At 68.1% G+C, this 21,469-nt stretch carries 22 protein-coding genes; 13 read left to right on the top strand and 9 right to left on the bottom strand.

The genetic code is table 11. The annotated features are described in order from the left end of the window. Positions 1 to 90 precede the first annotated feature (90 nt). On the bottom strand, positions 91 to 1,359 hold the full coding sequence (locus O6P37_RS01980; RefSeq protein ID WP_269892487.1) for an ABC transporter substrate-binding protein: 1,269 nt from the start codon (positions 1,357 to 1,359) through the stop codon (positions 91 to 93). Then, complete coding sequence (gene fucP / locus O6P37_RS01975) at positions 1,356 to 2,687, bottom strand: L-fucose:H+ symporter permease (protein ID WP_269892486.1); 1,332 nt, start codon at positions 2,685 to 2,687, stop codon at positions 1,356 to 1,358. Before fucP ends, O6P37_RS01980 begins: the two co-directional genes overlap by 4 nt. Before the next feature lie 152 nt (positions 2,688 to 2,839). Here fucP and O6P37_RS01970 point away from each other — a divergent pair, with 152 nt between their 5' ends. Continuing rightward, positions 2,840 to 3,115 carry a hypothetical protein gene (locus O6P37_RS01970; RefSeq protein ID WP_269892485.1) on the top strand — a complete coding sequence of 92 codons (276 nt, stop codon included), beginning with the start codon at positions 2,840 to 2,842 and terminating at the stop codon, positions 3,113 to 3,115. A 9-nt stretch (positions 3,116 to 3,124) separates the two neighbouring features. Here O6P37_RS01970 and O6P37_RS01965 read toward each other — a convergent pair whose 3' ends face one another. Beyond that, positions 3,125 to 3,925 carry a M15 family metallopeptidase gene (locus O6P37_RS01965; RefSeq protein WP_269892484.1) on the bottom strand — a complete coding sequence of 267 codons (801 nt, stop codon included), beginning with the start codon at positions 3,923 to 3,925 and terminating at the stop codon, positions 3,125 to 3,127. Between the two features lie 210 nt (positions 3,926 to 4,135). Here O6P37_RS01965 and O6P37_RS01960 point away from each other — a divergent pair, with 210 nt between their 5' ends. The 5 genes from O6P37_RS01960 (at position 4,136) to O6P37_RS01940 (ending at position 8,297) form a co-directional block, all read left to right on the top strand. Further along, positions 4,136 to 4,966, top strand: coding sequence for a formate/nitrite transporter family protein (locus O6P37_RS01960; protein ID WP_269892483.1), 831 nt, complete (start codon positions 4,136 to 4,138; stop codon positions 4,964 to 4,966). Between the two features lie 8 nt (positions 4,967 to 4,974). After that, a complete protein-coding gene (gene cynS, locus O6P37_RS01955) occupies positions 4,975 to 5,412 on the top strand; it encodes a cyanase (RefSeq protein ID WP_269893143.1) in 438 nt (145 codons plus the stop codon). Positions 5,413 to 5,614: 202 nt separating this feature from the next. After that, on the top strand, positions 5,615 to 6,940 hold the full coding sequence (locus O6P37_RS01950) for an MFS transporter (protein WP_269893142.1): 1,326 nt from the start codon (positions 5,615 to 5,617) through the stop codon (positions 6,938 to 6,940). A 141-nt stretch (positions 6,941 to 7,081) separates the two neighbouring features. After that, positions 7,082 to 7,720: a cutinase family protein gene (locus O6P37_RS01945; protein WP_269892482.1), complete on the top strand. Its 639-nt coding sequence runs from the start codon at positions 7,082 to 7,084 to the stop codon at positions 7,718 to 7,720. A gap of 121 nt (positions 7,721 to 7,841) precedes the next feature. Beyond that, positions 7,842 to 8,297, top strand: coding sequence for a cupin domain-containing protein (locus O6P37_RS01940; RefSeq protein ID WP_269892481.1), 456 nt, complete (start codon positions 7,842 to 7,844; stop codon positions 8,295 to 8,297). On the opposite strand, the gene O6P37_RS01935 is transcribed toward O6P37_RS01940, so the two are convergent. Continuing rightward, the gene (locus O6P37_RS01935; protein ID WP_269892480.1) at positions 8,274 to 8,957 is read right to left on the bottom strand and encodes a DedA family protein; all 684 of its coding nucleotides are present in this window, start codon (positions 8,955 to 8,957) and stop codon (positions 8,274 to 8,276) included. The genes O6P37_RS01940 and O6P37_RS01935 overlap by 24 nt on opposite strands. A gap of 157 nt (positions 8,958 to 9,114) precedes the next feature. Between O6P37_RS01935 and O6P37_RS01930 the strand changes: the two genes are divergently transcribed. The 3 genes from O6P37_RS01930 to O6P37_RS01920 all read left to right on the top strand — a co-directional run bounded on the left by O6P37_RS01930 (position 9,115) and on the right by O6P37_RS01920 (position 11,862). Continuing rightward, positions 9,115 to 9,414, top strand: a complete 300-nt coding sequence (locus O6P37_RS01930) for a hypothetical protein (RefSeq protein ID WP_269892479.1) — start codon at positions 9,115 to 9,117, stop codon at positions 9,412 to 9,414. 63 nt (positions 9,415 to 9,477) lie between these two features. Beyond that, positions 9,478 to 10,362, top strand: coding sequence for a peptidoglycan recognition protein family protein (locus tag O6P37_RS01925; RefSeq protein WP_269892478.1), 885 nt, complete (start codon positions 9,478 to 9,480; stop codon positions 10,360 to 10,362). A 447-nt stretch (positions 10,363 to 10,809) separates the two neighbouring features. Continuing rightward, positions 10,810 to 11,862 (top strand): YncE family protein, encoded by a 1,053-nt coding sequence (locus O6P37_RS01920; RefSeq protein ID WP_269892477.1) that lies wholly within the window; start codon positions 10,810 to 10,812, stop codon positions 11,860 to 11,862. 6 nt (positions 11,863 to 11,868) lie between these two features. Here O6P37_RS01920 and O6P37_RS01915 read toward each other — a convergent pair whose 3' ends face one another. The 3 genes from O6P37_RS01915 to O6P37_RS01905 are packed head-to-tail and all read right to left on the bottom strand — an operon-like array spanning position 11,869 to position 15,028. Then, positions 11,869 to 12,558, bottom strand: coding sequence for a response regulator (locus tag O6P37_RS01915; protein ID WP_269892476.1), 690 nt, complete (start codon positions 12,556 to 12,558; stop codon positions 11,869 to 11,871). Then, complete coding sequence (locus tag O6P37_RS01910) at positions 12,555 to 14,066, bottom strand: sensor histidine kinase (RefSeq protein ID WP_269893141.1); 1,512 nt, start codon at positions 14,064 to 14,066, stop codon at positions 12,555 to 12,557. Before O6P37_RS01910 ends, O6P37_RS01915 begins: the two co-directional genes overlap by 4 nt. A gap of 59 nt (positions 14,067 to 14,125) precedes the next feature. Further along, positions 14,126 to 15,028 (bottom strand): alpha/beta fold hydrolase, encoded by a 903-nt coding sequence (locus O6P37_RS01905; RefSeq protein WP_332909772.1) that lies wholly within the window; start codon positions 15,026 to 15,028, stop codon positions 14,126 to 14,128. A 104-nt stretch (positions 15,029 to 15,132) separates the two neighbouring features. Between O6P37_RS01905 and O6P37_RS01900 the strand changes: the two genes are divergently transcribed. Continuing rightward, positions 15,133 to 16,509, top strand: coding sequence for a cation:dicarboxylate symporter family transporter (locus tag O6P37_RS01900; RefSeq protein WP_269892475.1), 1,377 nt, complete (start codon positions 15,133 to 15,135; stop codon positions 16,507 to 16,509). A gap of 118 nt (positions 16,510 to 16,627) precedes the next feature. Continuing rightward, entirely contained in the window at positions 16,628 to 16,933 is a 306-nt protein-coding gene (locus O6P37_RS01895) for a hypothetical protein (protein WP_269892474.1), read from the top strand. Between the two features lie 12 nt (positions 16,934 to 16,945). On the opposite strand, the gene O6P37_RS01890 is transcribed toward O6P37_RS01895, so the two are convergent. Further along, positions 16,946 to 17,269, bottom strand: a complete 324-nt coding sequence (locus O6P37_RS01890; protein ID WP_269892473.1) for a hypothetical protein — start codon at positions 17,267 to 17,269, stop codon at positions 16,946 to 16,948. Between the two features lie 153 nt (positions 17,270 to 17,422). Between O6P37_RS01890 and O6P37_RS01885 the strand changes: the two genes are divergently transcribed. Next, positions 17,423 to 19,054, top strand: coding sequence for a long-chain fatty acid--CoA ligase (locus O6P37_RS01885; RefSeq protein ID WP_269892472.1), 1,632 nt, complete (start codon positions 17,423 to 17,425; stop codon positions 19,052 to 19,054). 83 nt (positions 19,055 to 19,137) lie between these two features. Here the strand turns inward: O6P37_RS01885 and O6P37_RS01880 are convergent, their stop codons facing one another. After that, on the bottom strand, positions 19,138 to 20,328 hold the full coding sequence (locus O6P37_RS01880; protein WP_269892471.1) for a lipid-transfer protein: 1,191 nt from the start codon (positions 20,326 to 20,328) through the stop codon (positions 19,138 to 19,140). 80 nt (positions 20,329 to 20,408) lie between these two features. Here O6P37_RS01880 and O6P37_RS01875 point away from each other — a divergent pair, with 80 nt between their 5' ends. After that, the gene (locus O6P37_RS01875; RefSeq protein WP_269892470.1) at positions 20,409 to 21,464 is read left to right on the top strand and encodes an NAD(P)H-dependent amine dehydrogenase family protein; all 1,056 of its coding nucleotides are present in this window, start codon (positions 20,409 to 20,411) and stop codon (positions 21,462 to 21,464) included. Positions 21,465 to 21,469 lie beyond the last annotated feature (5 nt).

Below are 21,469 nucleotides of genomic sequence, written 5' to 3'. Positions count from 1 at the left end.
GGTACTCCTCGACTGTTCGGGCGGACCGTTCCGCCGTACCCGTGACAACTGCGTGACATGTCACGTTATTCCGTGCCACGCCGTCTGGCGTCACCGTCCCGCGACGGGCACCTCGATCGAGTTCTGCAGCGTGTCGATGAAAGCGTCCTGGTTCTTGCTGCCGACGAACGCGGCGACGGCGTCGTACACCGCCTGCTGGAAGTCGGTGGACATCAGTTCGCCGTGGGTGATCGACAGGACGACCTTGTCCTTCCACAGCGATTGCGAGGCCTGCCGCTGGTAGGCGGGCAACGAGGACACGTCGACGTCGTCGCGAATCGGCACCGAACCCTTCGCCCGGTTGAACTCCAACGACGTCTTCGGGTCCGCGACGGTCGCCATGAAGTCCATGGCATTGACGCCGTCCTCGGCCTCGGCGGACACCACGAAGGTGTCGACGATCGCCAGGTACGCCCCGGCCGTGCCGGGGTAGGGCACGTACCCGAAGTCCCTGCCCTCGACGGACTTGTTCGCCACGAGTTCGCCGTAGACGGAATCGTTCATCGACAGGAAGGCGCACTGTCCGGTGGCCAGCTTCTTCGCCGCCTGGTCCCACGTCAGCCCGCCCGCATTCGGGTCGGCGTACGAGACGATCTGCGCGAACGCCGAGAGCGCCTGTCGCAGTTGGCTTCCCCGCCAGTCGAAGGAGTCGTCGGAAACCCTCGACCAGCCGTCCGTGCCGATGGCCCCGAGCAGCGTGTTCTCGAACAGTTCGGTGGCGGTGAACCTGTCCTTGGCGCCGAGGCACAATGGGGTCCGCCCGCTTGCCGACACCTTCGCGAGGTCTGCCTCGAACGCGGCCGTCGAGTATCCGGGGCCAGGCGCCTTCACTCCGGCATCTCGCAGCATCTGCTGGTTGAACCACAACACGTTTCCGCGATGCGAGCCGGTCGGCACACCCCAGGCCTTGACGCGATAGGTCGCCGCGTCGAGCAGCGCCTGCGGCATGGTGCGATCCAGGCCGGAGCGCTCGTACACGGCGGACACGTCGGCGATGCGGCCGGCGTCGACCCAGGCCCGCAGCGAGCTGCCGAGGAACGTCTGCCAGACGTCGGGCGGATCACCGGCCCGCAGGCGTGCGGCGAGCGCGACCTGCGCATTGCTGCCACCGCCGCCGGCGATGGCGCCGTCCACGATCTCGACGTCGGGATGGGCCGATGTGAACGCCTCGAGCAGTACGTCCAGTGCGGGCCGTTCCGAGGACGAAGCCCACCAGGAGACGACCTCCAGCCGGTCGGTCGCTTCGGAGAAGTTGGCTTGCTGCCCGCCGCTGCAGGCGGCGAGCACGAATGCCAGCGTGATGAACCAATATCGCCTCATGCCGATCGTTCTCCAACCTGGTTCGGCGTCGCCTTCAGATCGAAGACGGCGAAACTGGTGACGACGACGAAGCACAAGGCGGGCACGATGAACGAGAACGCCGGGCTCGTCTCGTCGAGCAGCCAGCCCTGGATGAGAGGCATGACGGCGCCGCCGACGATGGCCATCACCAGGCCGGCCGCGCCGAATTTCATCGCCGGCCCGAGGCCTTGCAGGGCCACGCCGTAGATCGTCGGGAACATCAGCGACAGGCAGAACGACAGCGCGACGACAGCCGCAACACCCGCCACGTTCGGCGAGAACATGGCGAAGACGCACAGCAGCACCGCGAGTGCGCCGAGCACCATCAGGACTTTCGTGGCGCGGATCCGGCCGATGACCCACGTCATGACGAACCGGGATATCAGGAACACGATCAGGCTGACCTGCAGGAGGTAGCCGCCGAGTTCCAGTGAGCCGTTGAGCGCCTGCTGCGAGTACTGGATCAGGTACGTCCATGTGCAGACCTGCGCGGCGACGTTGAAGAACTGCGCGATCACGCCGTAGACGTAGCGCTTGTTCGACAACAGGATCTTCAGGGGCCGCCTGCCGTCCAGGTCGCCCGACTCGAACTCCTCGACGATGGGCGGTGACTTCTTGATCGCGATCACCAACCCGATCGCGATGAGAACGAAGCCGAGGCCCAGGTACGGCCCCATCACGGCGCCGAGCTGGCCGGCCCGGACGGTGTGTTCCTGAGAAGGCGTCAGATTGGCCATGTTCACCGGCTCGTCCAGCTTCGGCAGGATGAGGGTGGCGGCCAGAAGCACACCGATGTTCGTGCCGACGGGGTTGAACGCCTGCGCGAAATTCAGCCGTCGGGTCGCGGTCTCCTCGGGACCCAGTGACAGCACGTAGGGATTGGCGGACGTCTCCAGGATCGAGCAGCCAGCCGCGATGGCGAACAGCGCGATCAGGAACGCCTCGTAGGTCATGATCTTGCTGGCCGGATAGAACGCCATCGCCCCCGCAGCGGCGAGCAGTACGCCCGAGAGCAGGCCGGCCTTGTATCCGAATCGCTCGTTGATGAACGCCGCCGGGATTGCCAGCAGGAAATACGCCCCGAAGTACGCCAGCTGCACCAGGGACGCCTGGAAGGTGTTCATGTCGAAGATCTGCTTGAACCCCGCCACCATCGGCGTGGTGAGGTCGGCAGCGACGCCCCAGGCGGTGAAACAGCAGATCAGGACCACGAACAGCAGGCCCATCCCCGGGTACACCAGGCCGCCCTTGGCCGTCTTGGGTGCGGCGGCGTCGGCGGGCTGGTCGGCGCGATCGGTCGTCGTCATGATCAGTACCTCTCTCGTGCTGAGGGATCAGCCGAGGCTTCGCCTGTGATGTAGATCACGCTACTCGGGACCGCAGCGACCACTCAGCAATCCAGAGGATTTCCACAAGCAACCCTTCGAGCTCCCTCAGTACTCGCGCGCACTCTGGTGTCATGACCGCTTCGATCGCACCCCGCCGGAGGTCCGCCGACGCAGCGTCCGGCAACGGACGTCGCGGATGGTGGCGAAGCACCCTGGCCGCCAGAACCGCCCTCGCCGCCGCCTTCATGGTGATGCTGCTCGCCCTCATGTACGCCACGGGCCAGTGGGCGCACGTGGTCGCCTCGCTGGCCGGCTTCGCCACCGCGATCACCTTGATCGCCGTCGGCATGATCGGGTGGGAACGCGTCGTCGGGTCGGCCCGGTCGGCGGGCCTCATCGAGCAGTGACGCGAGGCCTCAGCCTCGCGGGGTTCCGGCCAGCGAGGACGGGTCGACGACGAAGTCGAAGTACGTGTCCGGATGAGCCTCCGGCTTGAAGGTGAAGTGCCACCACTCGTTCGGGTAGTTCTCCAGGCCCTGCGCCGCCAGGCCGTCCTTCAGGCGGAGCCGGTTCGTCAGCTGGTCGCCCTGGACCCTCGGATCCAATGTGTGTGCGAGCGTGTCGAAGCAGTCGTAGCCCGTGCCCATGTCGATGCCGTTGTCCGGGAACCGTTCGGGCTGGGGGGCGGTGCAGTCGACCAGCGGCCGGCCGGGGGCTGGCGGCGGTGTCGACTGCGCGGGCAGTGCCACGAGCGTGAGATCCACTGTGCTACCTCGGCTGTGGCCGGACTTGTCGGCGATGTACCCGTCGGCGAACAGCTGTGACTTGTCCACCCGTGGGTAGTACTCGGCCTTCATCCGCTGGTCGAGGGGATCGCCGGCCCATGCGACGAAGTCGTTGACGGCGCGCTGCGGCCGGTAGCAGTCGTAGACCTTCAGCGAGTAACCGTCCTCGAGGAACAGCTGCTGTGCCCGGCGCAGCGCCTCGGCCGCCGGGCGGGTGAGAATGCACATGGGCGCGCGGTATCCGTCGACCGGATCGCCGGTGAAGTTGTGCGGCGTCGCGTAGCGGATGTCCATCAGGATCGTGGGGTCGACGTCGCTGAGCGAGACGAAGTCGGGCGGAGCGGCGGGATCGACGGCCGACGCGACCGGAGCGGTGGTGACTGTCGCCGCGACGATGGCGACGCAGGCGAGGCCCGTCATGGAGATCTTCATGTCGCCATTGCAGCACCGCCGCGGCGCGCCGTCGCGGTATTTGGGCCCTCAGCTCACAGCGCGCGGGTCGGCGTTGTGCGGAGCCCGCAACATCGGCGCAGCAGTCACGTTCCCTTCCGGAAATAGCCCTGCGCGACGCTGCTCGAAACCGTTTTCTTCTCGGAAGGGTCAGTCATGTCCTAGGTCAGTCCGCCCGACTTCGTCGGCAAGATGATCGAAGCCGGAGAAACCAAGGCGCTGATGGCCACCCGGGACACGCTCATCCGCGCCTTCATGGCGGGCGCGGTGCTCGCGCTGTCCGCCGCATTCGCCGTCTCCATCACCGTCCAGACCGGCAATCCGCTCCTCGGTGCGGTGCTGTTCCCGGTCGGCTTCTGCCTGCTCTACCTGATGGGATTCGACCTCGTCACCGGCGTGTTCACACTGGTGCCGCTCGCGCTGCTGGACAAGCGCCGCGGAGTGACCGTCCGGGCGATGTTCCGCAACTGGGGACTGGTGTTCCTGGGCAATCTCGGAGGGGCACTGCTGGTCGCGCTGCTGATGGCCATCGTCTTCACCTATGGCTTCAGCGTTGATCCCAACGCCGTGGGGCAGCAACTCGGCGAGATCGGCCACAGCCGCACCGTCGGTTATGCCGAACACGGCGCCGCGGGGATGCTCACCCTGTTCATCCGCGGTGTGCTGTGCAACTGGATGGTGTCCACCGGGGTGGTCGCCGCGATGATGTCGACCAGCGTCTCGGGCAAGGTCATCGCGATGTGGATGCCGATCATGCTGTTCTTCTACATGGGCTTCGAACACTCCGTGGTCAACATGTTCCTGTTCCCCTCGGGCCTGATGCTCGGCGGTGACTTCTCGATCGGCGATTACCTGATCTGGAACGAGATCCCGACGATCGTGGGCAACATCGTGGGTGGCGTGACATTCGTCGGGCTCACGCTGTTCGCGACCCACGCGCGCACTGCGGCGCCCCGCACCGTCGTGCCCGACGTGCCTGCGGCGGTCGCGGTCGCGCTCGAGACGAACGGGGCGCGTTCGTGACACCGATCATGCCGAAGTCCGAGGCGGCCGAACTCGTGGTGGCGGCCCGTATCCGCAAGAAGCTCAGCTGGGCGGACGTCGCCGCCGAGATCGACGCGCCGCTGGTCTGGACGGTGGCCGCGCTGCTCGGTCAGCATCCGATGACGGCCGCGCAGGCCGACAAGGTGTGTGCGTTGCTCGAGCTCGACGGGCCGGTCTCGGAGAGCCTGCAGCGTCAACCCAGCCGGGGCATCGACCCGGCGGCACTCGCCGACCCGACGATCTACCGGTTCCAGGAGGCGCTCGCCGTGTACGGTCCGGCGCTCAAGGAGTTGATCCACGAGGAGTTCGGCGACGGCATCATGAGCGCCATCAACTTCAACATCGAGTTCGGGCGGCGGCCGCACCCCGACGGCGATCGGGTGGTGGTCACCTTCGACGGGAAGTTCCTCGACTACCGCTGGTGAGGACCATGCGGCGCCGCACATTCGTTCATCGAGAACCTAATGCGGCGGCGACGGTGATCGCGTCACGCGCGTCCACCTGATCGCGGAGAACGGCACCGCGCCGACTCTGACGGAGCTGCAGCCTGACGGGGACGGCTCGCTGCGGCGCTGCGCACCCACTATGTTGACCGCGATGTCCACGCCGTCCACCTTCCCGCGCGGAATGGCGCTGCTCGTGGCCGGCGCCTTCTTCATGGAGATCCTCGACGCCACGGTCATCGCGCCCGCCATCCCGCTGATCGCCGACTCGTTCGGCGTCGCCGCCGTCGACGTCAACGTCGCCATCTCGGCCTACATGGTGACCGTCGCCGTACTCATCCCCGCCACCGGTTGGATGGCCGACCGGTTCGGCGTACGGCGGGTGTTCATCACCGCCATCGCGCTGTTCACCGTGGCCTCCGTCGGGTGCGCGGTCAGCACCACACTGCCGATGCTGGTCGGCATGCGGGTGCTGCAGGGGGTCGGCGGCGCGATGATGGTGCCGGTGGGGCGGCTGGCGGTGCTGCGCCGGTCCGGCAAGTCCGACAGGGTCCGGGCGATCGCCCTGCTCACCTGGCCCGCGCTGACGGCGCCCGTGCTGGCGCCGGCGCTGGGCGGCGCCATCGCGACCTACGGATCATGGCGATGGATCTTCCTGATCAACATCCCGATCGGAATCATCGGATTCCTGTTGGCACTGCGCCTTGTTCGCGGTGGTCCGGCGTCGTCGACGAGGTCGCTGGACTGGCTCGGCATGCTGATCATCGGTGCGGGAATCGCCACTGCGCTGATCTCACTCGAACACATCCGCGTGAGCGGAACCGACTGGTGGTTCGTCGGGATCGGCGCCGCGGCGGCCGTGGTGCTGCTGGGCACTGCGCTCCGTCATCTCCTGCGTGTGCCGGAGCCATTGGTACGACTCGCAGTGTTGCGCGTGCAGACGCTGCGGGTCACCGTGACAGCCGGGTCGCTGTACCGCATGGTGATCACCGCGGTGCCATTCCTGCTGCCGCTTCAGTTCCAGCTCGTCTTCGGGTGGTCGCCGGTCGCGGCCGGCCTCATGGTCGCCGCATTGTTCGCCGGCAATCTCAGCATCAAGCCCGCCACCACTCCACTGATGCGCAGATTCGGCATCCGACAGGTATTGCTGGTCAACGGAATAGCCTCGGTCGGCTGGTTCGGGCTGTTGGCGACGATGCGGCCCGGACTGCCCGTCGCGGTGATCGCGGTGATCCTGTTCGTCAGTGGCGCGCTGCGCTCGATCGGATTCACCGCCTATGCCACGCTGGCCTTCTCCGACGTGGAAGGCGACGACCTCACCCACGGGAACACGCTGAACGCATCGGTGCAGGAGCTGGCGGCCGGAATCGGAATCGCAGTCGCCGCACTGCTACTCAGCGTTCTCGCGTCGTATCAGACGGCGTACCTGGTGCTCGGTGCCGTGCTGGCCGTAACCCTGGTGGAGACGCTTCGACTACCACGCGACGCCGGAGCGCACGTCAGCCGCTGAAGGCGCCGGCTCAGCTGCCGCCCCCGCCGCAGCCGCCGATCCTTCCCGACATGTGGGAAGCGTATGCCCGCCAGAAGCCCTCGCCTATTGTGGATTTGGCAAGAACTGTCACATTTCGTGCGCGCCGCGCGACATATCAGCATGACATTGAAGAAGCTCCGGGTTCTCGGATACGTGTTGGCGCCGGCCGCCCTGTTTGCGCTGATCACCGCGGTCGCGCCCGAAGCGGTCGCCGTACCGTGCCCGGACGTGGAGGTGGTCTTCGCCAGGGGGACCACGGAACCGGTGGGCGTGGGCGGCACCGGCGGGGCATTCGTCGACGCGCTTCGTTCACAACTCGGTTCGCGTTCGCTCGGCGTGTACGCGGTGAATTATCCCGCGAGCAACGACTTCGACTTCAGCACACCGGCGGGTGCCCGCGACGCCGCCGGCCACATCCGGGCGACGGCGGCGGACTGCCCGAATACCAGGATGGTGCTCGGCGGGTACTCCCAGGGCGCTGCGGTCATCGACATGGCCACCGGTCAACTGCCGCCCGAGGTGGCCGACCACGTCGCCGCGGTGGCCGACTTCGGCGGTCCCAGAAGCACATTCGCCGACAGCCTGTCGCCCGGCCCGTCGCCGGTCATCGCGCCGGCCTACGCCGGCAAGCTGATCGACCTGTGCGTGCCCAACGACCCGATCTGCTTCCAGGGCGGCTGGGACATGGGAGCACACGGGGCGTATGTGGCTGACGGCTTGGTGAACCAGGCCGCGGCGTTCGCCGCCGGCCGGGTCTAGCCCGTCCTCTCAGGCGCCGGCCTTGGTGTCCTTTGCGCCGGGTCATGCGTGTCGACAACTCTCAACGCCGATCATGCGACTGATCTACGATTCTTCGCACGATCCGGGGGAGAGGAAAAGCATGAAGATCCAACGACTTTGCGCAGTGGTGATCGGTGCGATCGGTTGCGGCGCCGCATTCAGTGCGTCGGCCGCGGCCACTCCTCCGGAGGGGGACGTACTCCGCACCGATCTGGCCAAGGGCGTCACCGACGCGCCCGTGTCCATCGTCACAGAGGCCGGCCGGCCGACGACGTTGATCGTGCAGAACCTCGTGCTCAAGCCGGGGGCGGACAGCGGCTGGCACACCCATGACGGGACGGAGTTCTCCGTCATCACCGCAGGCAGTGTCGCCCTGCAGCAGGCGCCCGGCTGCGCCGTCGTGCGGTACGGCCAGGGCCAGGCGGTGTTCATCCCGGCCGGCGTCCCGCACCGCGTCGAGAACGACGGCCCCGTCGACGCCACGGTGGTCGTCAACTACACCCTGCCCGCCGGCGCGCCACCGCGCGGCGATTCACCCGACGTCTGCGGGAAGTGACCCGGCTTCGGGATCGGCGGCGCGGCGACGTCGCGTCAGCATCACTTTGGTGACAGAGACGATCACCGGTAGCGACGACAGGCACGCGATCCCCAGCACCAGCAGTTCGAGATGGCGTGAGACAAAGGGGACGTTGCCGAGGCGGTATCCGACCGCGGGCAATCCGAAACCCCAGATGACGCAGCCGATCGCGTTGAAAGCTGTGAAGACCGTGTGGCGCATGCCCGCGATCCCGGCCACCACCGGCGTGAAGGTGCGGACAACGCCGATGAACGGCGTGATGGTGAGGATCTTCGGACCGTACCTGGCGAAGAAGTCGTGTGACTCGGTCAGATAGCGCCGCTTGTAGATCCGGGAGTCGGGGCGTTCGTACAACCTCGGCCCGATCCGTCGCCCGACGAGATAGCTGCACTGACTGCCCGCGATGGCGGCGACGGTGGCGCACGGCATCAACGTCCAGATGCTGACGTCGGCCGCAGCCTGGGCGGCGATCACGCCGGCGGTGAACAGCAGCGTGTCGCCGGGCAGAAAGGGAAAGAACAGGCCGCATTCGATGAACACGATGACCATGACGCCGACGACGATCGCCGACGCGAAGAGTCCGCCCTCGCCGAGCCAGTACATCGGATCGAGGAACTCCGGGCCCGCCGCGAGGATCACACTCGGCGAAGCTACCGCCGCGAGGTTTCGGGCCGGCGAACGGCGGCCGAAGTGTCGCCGCGCACGGGTTCCGGCGACATGTGGCCGGTGGGTGAACACGGAGTAGCGACAGGGTTATCGACGTGTGGGTTCACCCCGGGGCAGGGATCATGGGCCCGTGGAGGCTTTCGCATCGGTTTACGTCGACATGGCGGCCAGTCCAGCCGCGGTGCGGGCGGCGGTGACCGACCTGCCGCTGCCCGATGGTGTGCTCGAGGCGGTCGTCGACGACCGCTCCGTCACCGACACCTTCGGCTGCCGCATCGCCGTCGACCTCACCGGGACCTTCGACGAGCAGGGTGACGGTCTGACGATCGCCCGCGAGTACGCCAGGCGACTCTCCGCGCTGCTCGGGGTTCCCGCGTTCGCATTCCCCGACCTGCTACGGCTCGACTCGCCGCACCGCTTCCTGCAGTGAGCCCGCGCGTCGGCGGGCAATTCGGCTGCAGCGCAGTTCAATCGCCCCGGTAGGGTGCTACCGGTGCCTCAGACTTCCTGGACCGGGGACCCGGTGTGGCTGGCTGACCTGCTGCGTACAGAGGGCGTGCATCCGGTCGAACATCCCGGTTGGCGAACGCGCGGGCATGGTGACTTCCGGGACATCCGTGGCGTGATGGTCCACCACACCGGTTCGGACAGGGCCGACGCCGCAACCATCGCGAACGGACGGCCCGATCTGCCCGGCCCGCTGTCGCAGCTGCACATCGCGCGCGACGGCACCGTCACCGTCGTCGCCGCGGGTGTGGCCTGGCATGCGGGCATCGGGATGTACCCCTGGCTGCCGACGAACATGGGCAATTGGCACACGATCGGCATCGAATGCGCCAACAGCGGCACCGGTCCGTCCGCGCCGCACCGGATGAACTGGCCCGACGCGCAGTATCTCGCCCTCGTCCGTTGCTGTGCCGCGATCAACCGGCGGCTGGCGCACACGGCGGAACGGACCATCGGTCACAAGGAGTACGCAGGTCGGGCCCAGGGCAAGTGGGATCCCGGAGCCATCGACATGCACCTGCTCCGCCGCGACGTACAGGCGCGCATCGGTGTGGTGCCTGCGTCCGCACCGCCGCCTGCCCCGGGGCTGCCGATCGGTCAGTACGCCGACACACTGCTGTTTCGCGGTTCGACGGGCGCTCAGGTCGCCGAACTGCAGCGCCGACTGAAGTACGGCTATGCCGCCTACGGCGGGCACCTGGTGATCGACGGCGTGTACGGCCGGGAGACCGAGGCGGCGGTCCGGGAGTTCCAGCGACGCACCCCTGACCTGGTCGTCGACGGGGTGGTCGGGCCGGCGACGGCTGCCGCCCTTCGGCTGCGGATCGTCCCGGAGGTCAGCGCACGATCGGTGGCCGACGCGGGGGTCTGACGCCTCTGTCGACGGCCCAGCGAACACACCCGGGGGCGGTATCCGTCCGCTCAGGCCACCTCCACCGCAAGGGCCCGCGCAGTGGCGGTCGCTGTCAGATGTTTGCTGCGGCCCGCACCTGTGATTTACCCCTCACTTCCACGTTGAATACTAAGAAAGCCTTAGTCGCGCACACGACGAAAATGATCAAGCGATAATTGCTGACGAGGTATTAAACCAGTTGAGAGCGTTGCTAGACTTCGCCACCGAAGGGTAACAACTGCATAACGATCCGTTTCTTAAGCATGGCCTGAGAGCAAAGAACGTTACTGCCGTGGTCCTGCGAACTCGGTGTCTTATCCGCCCAATTCGCGTCGCTACACTCGATCGGGACCGCGCCCTGGGGGCGCAGAGACAGCTGCAATCGAGAGCCGGTGCACAGCCATACCGGCGGAGGTGCCGAACACCATGGCAAATATCTTCACCCGCGCGAGCGGGCCCACCCACGACGAGTCGTCAGACGTCGTCACCACCGATCAGGACCTCACCGTCATCGGATCGGTCACGATCGGCCGGCCCATCGGCGACCTGACCGTCGACCCCGACAGCGGAGCGGTCGTCGCGACGCACCTCGGGGTGCGCGCGGTCTCGGTCCTCGACGCCGACGCGGCGGCGGTCACCGCCCTCGTCCGGGCGCCGGGAGAGCCGTTCGCCGTCGCGGCGACCGGTGACCGCGCGTACGTGACGACGACATCGTCGACCACCGACGGCGTCGCGGTGATCGACACGGTCGGCGCATCGGTGCTCGCCGAATACCCGTTGGCCTTCGGCGTCACCGCACTGGCGGTCAGCCCCGACGGCAAGAAGGTCTTCGCCGGCCGCAGCAGCTACGACCACGTCGACGTCGCGGTGATCGATACCACGGCCGAGCGGGCCGGCACCATCGACGTGGCCACCGGCCCCGGGATCAACGTCGACGCGCTGCGCATCGACGCGGCAGGCAAGCGCCTCTACGTCGCGGCTTCCGACACCGAGGGCAGTCGCCTGCTGGTGGTCGACGTCGAGACCACCCAGGTCGTGGCGACGGTCAGGATCGGCGCCCCGATCCGCGATCTCGCCCTCGTCGACGACGCCACCGCCTACGTGCTCACGTCACACCGCACCCTCGGCGGCGCCGTCGAGACCGTCGACCTCTCGACGAACAAGGTGACCGGCATCGTCGAGATCGGCCGCGCGCCGGTGCAGTTGGCGCTCAGCGCCGACGGCAGCCGGGCCTACATCGTCGACTACAACCATGTCGCGGTGCTGTGCACGCGGACCAACGAAGTGCTCAACACCGTCCAGGTGGAGGCGCGCCCGTCGTGCATCGCGCTCAGCGCCGACGGCAGCCGGCTCTACGTCGCCGACTACGCGGGCACCGTGACCGCGTTCTCGGTCGCGTCGATGCAGCCGCTGGTGTACTCGCAGACCGCGGCCACCGACCGCATCCCGGCGCAGGCTCGCGAGCTCGTCGCCGTCTGACCGGTTTCAGCGCCACTCGTAACGGGTCTTGGGGCGGCCGGCCTTTCCATAGTCCGTGGTGCGGGTGACGGTGCCGTCGTCGGCGAGCCGCTCGAGGTAGCGCCACGCCGTCACCCGCGACACCCCGATCTGCCTGGCCACCTCGTCGGCCGTCAGACCCTCGGCGGCGTCGCGGACGATGCGGGCGATCTCGTCGGTGGTGCCCGCGGCCGCACCCTTGGGCGTCACCGACCTGTCGGTGGCGACCCGCAGTTCGGCCAGTGCCCGGTCGACCTCGACCTGACTGGCCGCGTCGGTGCCCGCGGGCAACGCGTCGCGGTAGCGGCGGTAGCGCTCGAGGCGGTCGCGGAACGCCGCGAAGGTGAACGGCTTGAGCAGGTACGCCAGCGCGCCGTGGGACACCGCGGCGCGCACCATCTCCAGATCCCGCTCCGACGTGATCGCGATGATGTCGGGTGCGGGCCGCAACCCAGAAAGCGCCGACGCCAGCGAGATCCCGCTCGCGTCGGGCAGTCCGATGTCGAGCAGCACGAGGTCGATCGGAGCGTCCGACGCCGCTGCCTCCGCCGCCAACCGCATGCCGTCGCGCGCGGTGTGCGCGACGGCCGCCGTCGTGAACCCCGGCAGCCTGCCGAGATACACCTGATGCGCCTCGGCGATCAACGGGTCGTCCTCGACGATCAGCACCGAGATCACGACGCCTCCCGCGGCACGGTCACCGTCACCACCGAACCGTAGGTGACGTCGGCGGTCAGCGTGCCCCGATGGCGGTCGACCACCTGCGCCACCAACGCGAGTCCGAGGCCGTGCTGGTCGGCGTCCATGCCGGACTTCGTCGAGTACCCGCGCTGCATCGCCCGCCGGAACGCCTGGGCGTCCATCCCGGACCCGCTGTCGGCCACCCGCATCAGCAGCACGTCGTCGTCCAGGGTCACGGTCACCTCCACCCACGGGTCGTCGCGGTCGCACGCGTCCATCGCGTTGTCGACGAGATTGCCCAGCACCGTGACCATCTCCTGACCGGTCAGCGGCACGTCGTCGGCATCCGACGGCAGGTGGGTGTCCTCGGTGACGGTCAGCGCGATGCCCCGCTCATCGGCCTGCGCGGTCTTGCCGAGCAGGAGCGCCACCAGCGCCGGCTCGCCGACGGCCTCGGAGAGCCGGTCGACCAGGCGCTGCGACAGCTCCAGCTCGCGGGTCGCGAAGGTCACCGCGTCCTCCGGCCTGCCCATCTCCACCATGGTGACGACGGTGTGCAGCTTGTTGGCGGCTTCGTGCGCCTGCGCGCGCAGCGAGTCGGCGAGCACCTGCAGGGAGCTGAGTTCGCCCAACGCGCCCTGTAGTTCGGTGCGATCGCGGACCGTCACCACCTCGGAGTCCGATCCGGCGACCCGCGAGCGGTTCACCACCAGCACCCTTTCGTCGGTGACGTGCACCTCGTCGCGCACACCGGGGTCGTGGGCGCGCAGGAAGTCGGGCAGTGCCGAGGCGTCCACCGGGCCGGGCGGCAGCCCGAGCAGGCGGCGGGCCTCGTCGTTGACCAGTGCGACGCCGTTGCGGTCGAGCACGATCAGACCCTCCGACACCGAATGCAGGATCGCGTCGTGGTGTTCGTACATCACCCGCAGTTCGTCGGGCCGCAGACCGTGGGTCTGCCGGAGCAGGCGTCGCCGGATGAGCCACAGCCCGAGCGACGACACCACCAGCGCCGCAACGCTCACCGCGGCGATCGTCGGGACCTGGCCACGCCATCGCTGCGCGAGGGTCTGCTGGGTGATCCCCGCCGAGACCAGTCCGACGATCTCACCGGACCCGTTGCGCACAGGCGCAACCGCCCGGATCGACGGACCCAGCGTGCCGGTGTACACCTCGCTGAACGTCTCACCGCGCAGGGCGGGCTCCGTCGTGCCGAGGTAGCGGCCGCCTATCTGGCGGGGATCGGTGTGGGTGTAACGGATGCCGTCGGGCGCCATGATCGTGATGAACGCGATGTCGGTGTGCATCCGGACCGCCTCGGTGACCGGTTGCAGAGCCGCTGTGGCAGTGCCGGATTCGATCGCCGAGGCCGTCGACGGTGCGTCGGCCAGCGCGGTGGCGATGGCGATCACCTGCTGACGCGCGGCCTCGTCGCCGTCGCGGCGCGCGTCCAGTAGCGCCAGCACGCTGCCGGCCAGCACGATCACGGCGATCACCACGATCTGCATCGCGATCGCCTGGCCGGCCAGCGACCGCGGCCAGGCTGTCCACCGCACCGGGCGCCCGCCTAGTCCGCGCCGAGATCCGCTGCGGCGATGGCGAAGATGTCGTCGGCACATCCGACGGCGACGAAATGCCCTGCCCCCGGTACCGGATGCCACTGCGCGCCGGGCATCCGTTCGGCCACGGTCTCGTTGATCGACGCCGGGACCAGCCGGTCGTCGAGTCCCTGCCACAGATGCACCGGACGTTCGATGGCCGTCACGTCGAAAGCCCACTGCCGGTACAGCAGATCGGCGTCGCGCACCAATCCCTCGCTGCCCTGCGCGAAGCACTCGGCGCCGGCGTCGGCGAAGGCGGCCGCGTTGTGGGCCTGCTGCAGGATCTCCCGGTCGTAGTCGTTGACGGCCTTGCGCACTTCTTTCAGGTAACTCCGCGGGAAGCGGGTGGCGGTGAACCCGACCGCCGCGTACATCAGATGGAAGCCGGGCCGGAAGCGCAGCGCCAGGGTGCCGCCGAACGCGTCGGCTCTCGACAGCCGGCCCGCCGCCCAGTTGTCACCGAAGGCGCCGTAGCTGCCCGGGGCCAGGCTGCTGACGTGGCGCAGCCGTGCCGGGTCGAGGTAGGCCGCAGCGGCCAGCGCCCATGGGCCGCCCTCCGACCAGCCCGTCACACCGAATTCGTGGCGGCCCAGTGTGTCGGCGACCGTGACGAGGTCCTCGGCCCACCCGCGGTAGGTGCGGTTGCGCTGCCGGGTGGAGCGCCCGAAGCCGGGGCGGTCGACGCAGACGAACCGCAACCCGCGCGCCGTCGCCGCGTCGGCGAACAGGCGCGCCTCGAGTCGGCTGCTGGGACCGCCGTGGTTGTGCAGCACCAGCGGCCCGCCCGGATCTCCCACTTCGAGATAGCTCAGGGTGCGCCCGTCCGGCGTCATCACCTGTCCGTCGGCGCCGTCCGTGCCGTCGACCACCCGACCGCCTCCCGCTGCACTTAATGAACTAAAGCGTGACCTGGCTCACGTCCTCGCCGAACCTACTTGCAGATCACATTCGCTGTCGACCTTGGAGAAGAGCCATGAGCGTGACCCTGGACCCGCCCCCGCCGTCGCAACCGGATCCGCCGGCACCGCCCAAGCGCCGCGACCGCACGCACTGGCTCTACATCGGCGTCATCGTCGCCGTGGTGGCCGGCGTGATCGTGGGTCTGCTCGCCCCCGAGGTGGGCAAGAGCGTCGGCATTCTCGGCACGATGTTCGTCGACCTGATCAAGATGATGATCGCCCCCGTCATCTTCTGCACGATCGTGTTGGGCATCGGTTCGGTACGCAAGGCCGCCACCGTCGGCAAGGTCGGTGGACTGGCCTTCGTCTACTTCCTCGCGATGTCCACCTTCGCCCTCGCCATCGGCCTGGTGGTCGGCAACATCCTGCACCCCGGCAGCGGGCTGAACCTGTCCGAGAGCACCGCGGGCAAGGGTGCGGAGCTGGCCGAGAAGGCCCACGAGTCGGGCGGCATGCTCGACTTCGTCCAGGGCATCATCCCCGAGACGCTGTTCTCCGCGCTCACCGCCGGCAGCGTGCTTCAGGCGCTGTTCGTCGCGCTGCTCGTCGGTTTCGCGCTGCAGGGCATGGGCACCGCCGGTGAGCCGGCGCTGCGGGCCATCGCCTCGCTGCAGAAGCTGGTGTTCAAGGTCCTGGTGATGATCCTGTGGCTGGCCCCGATCGGCGCGTTCGGCGCCATCGCCAACGTCGTCGGCCAGACCGGCTGGTCCGCGGTGACGCAGCTGCTCGGCCTGATGCTCGGCTTCTACATCACCTGCGTCCTCTTCGTGTTCGGCGTGCTCGGCGTCATCCTGCGGGTGGTGTCCGGCGTGTCCATCTTCAAGCTGGTGCGCTACCTGGCCCGCGAGTACCTGCTGATCGTGTCGACCTCGTCGTCGGAGTCCGCGCTGCCCCGCCTGATCGCCAAGATGGAGCACCTGGGCGTCGACCGCACCACCGTCGGCGTGGTGGTTCCGACCGGCTACTCGTTCAACCTGGACGGCACCGCGATCTACCTGACGATGGCGTCACTGTTCATCGCCGGAGCACTCGGCGACCCGCTGTCCCTCGGTGAGCAGATCGGGCTGCTGGTGTTCATGATCGTCGCGTCGAAGGGTGCGGCCGGGGTCACCGGCGCCGGCCTGGCCACGCTGGCAGGCGGCCTGCAGGCGCACCGCCCGGACCTGCTCGACGGGGTGGGCCTGATCGTCGGTATCGACCGGTTCATGTCCGAGGCCCGCGCGCTGACCAACTTCTCCGGCAACGCCGTGGCCACCATCCTCGTCGGCTCGTGGACCCACACGATCGACAAGGGCAGGGTCGACTCCGTCCTGCGTGGTGACGATCCGTTCGACGAACTCACCATGGTGGACGACGATCACGAGCAGACGCGGCAGCCCGTCACCGCCTGAGCGACAAGCGAACAGCCCGGCCGACACGTTCGGCCGGGCTTTTCGCTGCGGTGAACCTTTTCGGTGCCTCTGCCGTCGAGCCTTCTGAAGCAGTCAACGACGAATGAAGGGCACGACGATGAGGACCTACCTGTTGATCTCCACCGGTATCGCGGCCGCGGCTTGCGCAGCGATCCTCGCACCGGCGGCAGTGGCCGAGGCGGCTGCCGAATCGGCGAGCCAGACCATCGCCGTTCTCGAGGCGCAGGGTTTCGACGTGAAAGTCAACCGGTTGGGCAGCGCGCCGCTCGACGAATGCGTCGTCACGGATATCAAGAACCCGCGCAGGCAGGCCGGTTTCGTCCTGCGTGACGAGGACGGCGACAACCCGTTCGCGGGAGTCGACCGGCGCCGAATCACGGTCTCGGTCAATTGCTCCCGTTGAGCGGTCGGGCTGTCAGCGGGAGCAGTTCAGCGACACCGAGATCGACCGGCTGATGACCTCGACGTACCCCCTGTGGTCCTCGTCGTCCTCCCACCACCGGTATTGACCGTTGTCGCGCACCAGTCGCCTGACTTCCTGTGGATTGCGGATGCCGGTGACGGTGCACTGCTCGAGGGGCGCGGAACCGATCCGGTCGATGTTCACCGTGTAGCCCGCATCCTGGTAACGGTTGATGGTGTCCAGTGCCGTCTCGTCGGCCGTTGCGAGGCCGGCGGGTACGGCGAGCACCCCACAGGCCGCCAGGGCCGCAGCGCCCAGTGCTGTCTTCGCATTCATGACCGAACCTCCTGGTTCACCTCAACCATCCTCTTGATACATCGCCGGGGGAAGCCCAAACGTTCCCGCGCCCGGACACCCGACGGCACGGAAACGCGGACTCCACCGGCGCCCCCGCATTAGCATCGCGCCCAACCGAAGGGGAGGCGTTCGATGCGCAGCACCATGCAGGACTGTCCGTTGACGATCGCGGCGATCATGCGGCACGCCGCGACCGTCAACGGCGACCGCGCCGTCACCACCGCCACCGGCGAGGGCGGCTACCGCACGATGAGTTACCGCGAACTCGGCGACCAGGCGGCCCGGCTGGCCAACGCGCTGCGGCGGCTCGGCGTCACCGGCGACGAACGCGTCGGCACGTTCATGTGGAACAACGCCGAACACCTGGCCGCCTACCTGGCGGTGCCGTCGATGGGTGCGGTGCTGCACACGCTGAACATCAGGCTGTCGCCCGAGCAGATCGCGTTCATCGCCAACGAGGCCGAGGACAGGGTGATCATCGCCGACGTCTCGCTGGTCGCTCAGCTGGCGCCCGTGCTGCCGTTGCTGGACACGGTGCACACCGTGATCGCTGTCGGCGACGGTGACCTCGACCCGCTCGATTCGCCGCACATGAGGGTGTTGCGCTACGCCGACGTCATCGCCGGCGAACGCCCGGTCTTCGACTGGCCGGCGATGGAGGAGAATTCGGCGGCCGCGATGTGCTACACCAGCGGCACTACCGGAAATCCGAAAGGCGTTGTCTACAGCCACCGTTCGAGCTACCTGCACTCCATGAACGCCTGTACGGCCAATGCTTCGGGCATCGGCTACAGCGACTCGGTGCTGCCGATCGTGCCGATGTTCCACGCCAACGCCTGGGGTCTGCCGTACGCGGCGCTGATGGCCGGCGCCGACCTGGTGCTGCCCGACCGGTTCATGGACGCGGCATCGCTGATCGACGTCATCGAGTCGCAACGGCCCACGGTGGCAGGCGCGGTGCCCACCATCTGGAACGACATCCTGCACCGGATCGAATCGTCTTCGGGGCACGACATCTCGTCGCTGCGGCTGATCACCAGCGGCGGGTCGGCGGTGCCCGTCTCGCTGATGCGGGCCTACGAGCGGCTCGGCGTTCAGATCGTGCAGGCGTGGGGGATGACCGAGACGTCACCGCTGGCGACCGTGGCGCACCCGACGCCCGGCGTGAGCGACGACGAGCGGTGGATGCAGCGAGCGTCGCAGGGCCGCCCGGCGTGCGGGGTCGAGGTGCGGATCGTCGACGACGAGGGCAACCCGCTGCCGCACGACGGCAAGGCGGTCGGCGAGATCGAGGTCCGCGGGCCGTGGATCACCGGCGGCTACTACCGCGGCCGCGACGGCGAGAAGTTCGACGACGGGTGGCTGCGCACCGGCGACGTCGGCCGCGTCGACCCGCAGGGCTTCGTCACACTCACCGACCGGGCCAAGGACGTCATCAAGTCCGGCGGCGAGTGGATCTCATCGGTCGAACTCGAGAACCACCTCATCGCGCACGAGGCGGTGCTCGAGGCGGCCGTCGTCGGCGTGCCCGACGACCGCTGGCAGGAGCGCCCGCTGGCGGCGGTGGTGCTCAACGAAGGCGCGGCCGCCGGTCCCGCCGAGCTGCGGGAGTTCCTCGCCGACAGGGTCGTCCGCTGGTGGCTGCCGGAACGCTGGACGTTCGTCGACGAGGTGCCGCGCACCAGCGTCGGCAAGTACGACAAGAAGACGATCCGCGCCCGCCACGCCGACGGCGCCTACGACGTCATCGAGCTGCGGGACTGACGTTTCCCCGGCGAGCAGACGCAAATTGTTGCGACACGCCGTCCAGAACGGGCAATTTGCGTCTGCTCGCGCTCCGAAGGTGACTACCGCTCGGCGCGCTGGTAGGCCGTGACGACGGCCGCGCCGCCGAGGCCGATGTTGTGCTGCAGCGCCGCGGTCACGTTGTCGACCTGACGCTTGTCGGCGGTGCCGCGCAGCTGCCACGTCAACTCCGCGCACTGGGCCAGCCCGGTGGCGCCAAGCGGGTGGCCCTTGGAGATCAGCCCGCCCGACGGGTTGACCACCCAGCGGCCGCCGTAGGTGGTGTCGTTGTTGTCGATCAGCTTGGGGGCCTCACCCTCGCCGCACAGGCCGAGGGCCTCGTAGAGCAGCAGTTCGTTGGCCGAGAAGCAGTCGTGCAGCTCGATGACCTGGAAGTCGCTCGGGCCGAGACCGGACTGGTCGTACACCTGGCGCGCCGCCTGCACGTTCATGTCGTAGCCGATGACGTTCTTGGCGCTGCCATCGAACGTCGACTCGAAGTCGGTGGTCATCGCCTGGCCGACGATTTCGACGGCCTGGCCCGCCAGTCCGTGCTTGTCGACGAACGCCTCGCTGGCCAGGATCGCCGCCCCGGAGCCGTCCGAGGTGGGCGAGCACTGCAGCTTGGTCACCGGATCGGAGATCATCCGTGCGCCGAGGATGTCGTCGAGGCTGTACTCCTCCTGGAACTGCGCGTACGGGTTGTTCACCGAGTGCTTGTGGTTCTTGTACCCGATCTTGGCGAAATGCTCTGCGGTGGAACCATGCTGACGCATGTGCTCGCGGCCGGCGGCGGCGAACATCCACGGCGCGACGGGGAAGGCGAACTCCTCGATCTCGGCCAGCGCCTTGATGTGGCGGCCCAGGGGCGACTCGCGGTCCTCGGCGCCGCCGGCCAGCGCGCCGGGCTGCATCTTCTCGAAGCCGAGGGCGATGGTGCAGTCGGCCAGCCCGCCGCGAATGGTCTGGGCGGCCAGGAACAGCGCCGTCGATCCGGTCGAGCAGTTGTTGTTGACGTTGACCACCGGGATGCCGGTCATGCCCAGCTCGTAGAGCGCGCGGTTGCCCGACGTCGAGTCGCCGCTGCAGTAGCCGACGTAGCCCTGCTGCACCTCGGAGTAGTCGATACCGGCGTCCTCGAGCGCCTTGGTGCCCGACTCCTTGGCCATCTGTGGGTAGTCCCACCCCTCGCGGCGACCGGGCTTCTCGAACTTCGTCATCCCGACGCCGACGACGAACACTTTTTCAGGCATGGCTGTGGCCCTTCGCTTATCACCGCAAGTGGTGTAGACCACAATAGAACGTGTTCTAATTCGCCGACAAGGAGGGTGACGTGGGCCTACGGGTCGTGCAGTGGGCGACGGGCGGAGTCGGGATCGCCGCGATCAAGGGCGTGCTCGAGCACCCCGACCTGGAACTCGCCGGATGCTGGGTGCACTCACCCGACAAGGCCGGACGCGACGTCGGTGACCTGGTGGGTGTCGACCCGATCGGCGTCGCCGCGACCAACAGTGTCGAGGACATCCTCGCCCTCGACGCCGATGCGGTGATCTACGCGCCGCTGCTGCCCAATTCCGAGGAGGTCGCGGCGCTGCTGCGTTCGGGGAAGAACGTCGTGACCCCGGTCGGCTGGTTCTACCCGGGGGAGAAGGAGAGCGCACCGCTGCGCACCGCCGCCGTCGAAGGCGGTGTCACGTTGCACGGCACCGGGATTGCGCCGGGCGGCATCAGCGACAAGTTCCCGCTGATGATGTCGATCATGTCGACCGGTGTGACGTTCGTTCGCGCCGAGGAGTTCTCAGATCTGCGCACCTATGACGCGCCGGACGTGCTGCGCTACGTGATGGGCTTCGGCGACACCCCCGAGAAGGCGCTCACCGGACCGATGCAGAAGCTGCTCGACGGCGGATTCATCCAGTCGGTGAAGATGATCGTCGACACGATGGGCTTCAACGCCGACCCGCAGATCCGCGCCACCCAGGAGATCGCCGTCGCGACCGCGCCGATCGACTCCCCGATGGGCGCCATCGAACCCGGGCAGGTCGCAGGCCGCAAGTTCCACTGGGAGGCGCTCGTCGGCGACGAGGTCGTCGTCCGGGTCACCGTCAACTGGCTGATGGGACAGGAGAACCTCGATCCGCCTTGGGATTTCGGTCCGGCGGGTGAGCGCTACGAGATGGAGGCGAAGGGCAACCCGGACTTCGCGGTGACCATCAAGGGATTCCAGCCCGAGAGCGTGGCGGAGGGCCTCGAGTGCAACAACGGCATCGTGGCGACAGCGGCGCACTGCGTGAACTCGGTGCCCGCGGTGTGTGCCGCCGCGCCGGGCATCGCCACCTATCTCGACCTGCCGTTGATCAGCGCCAAGGCGGCGCCCCGGCTGCGCTGACCGGA

This window comes from Mycobacterium hippophais (genome assembly GCF_027529605.1).
Classification (GTDB): domain Bacteria; phylum Actinomycetota; class Actinomycetes; order Mycobacteriales; family Mycobacteriaceae; genus Mycobacterium; species Mycobacterium arseniciresistens.
Note: the sequence above shows the minus strand (reverse complement) of the source record. Positions and strands in the feature narration are given on the sequence as shown.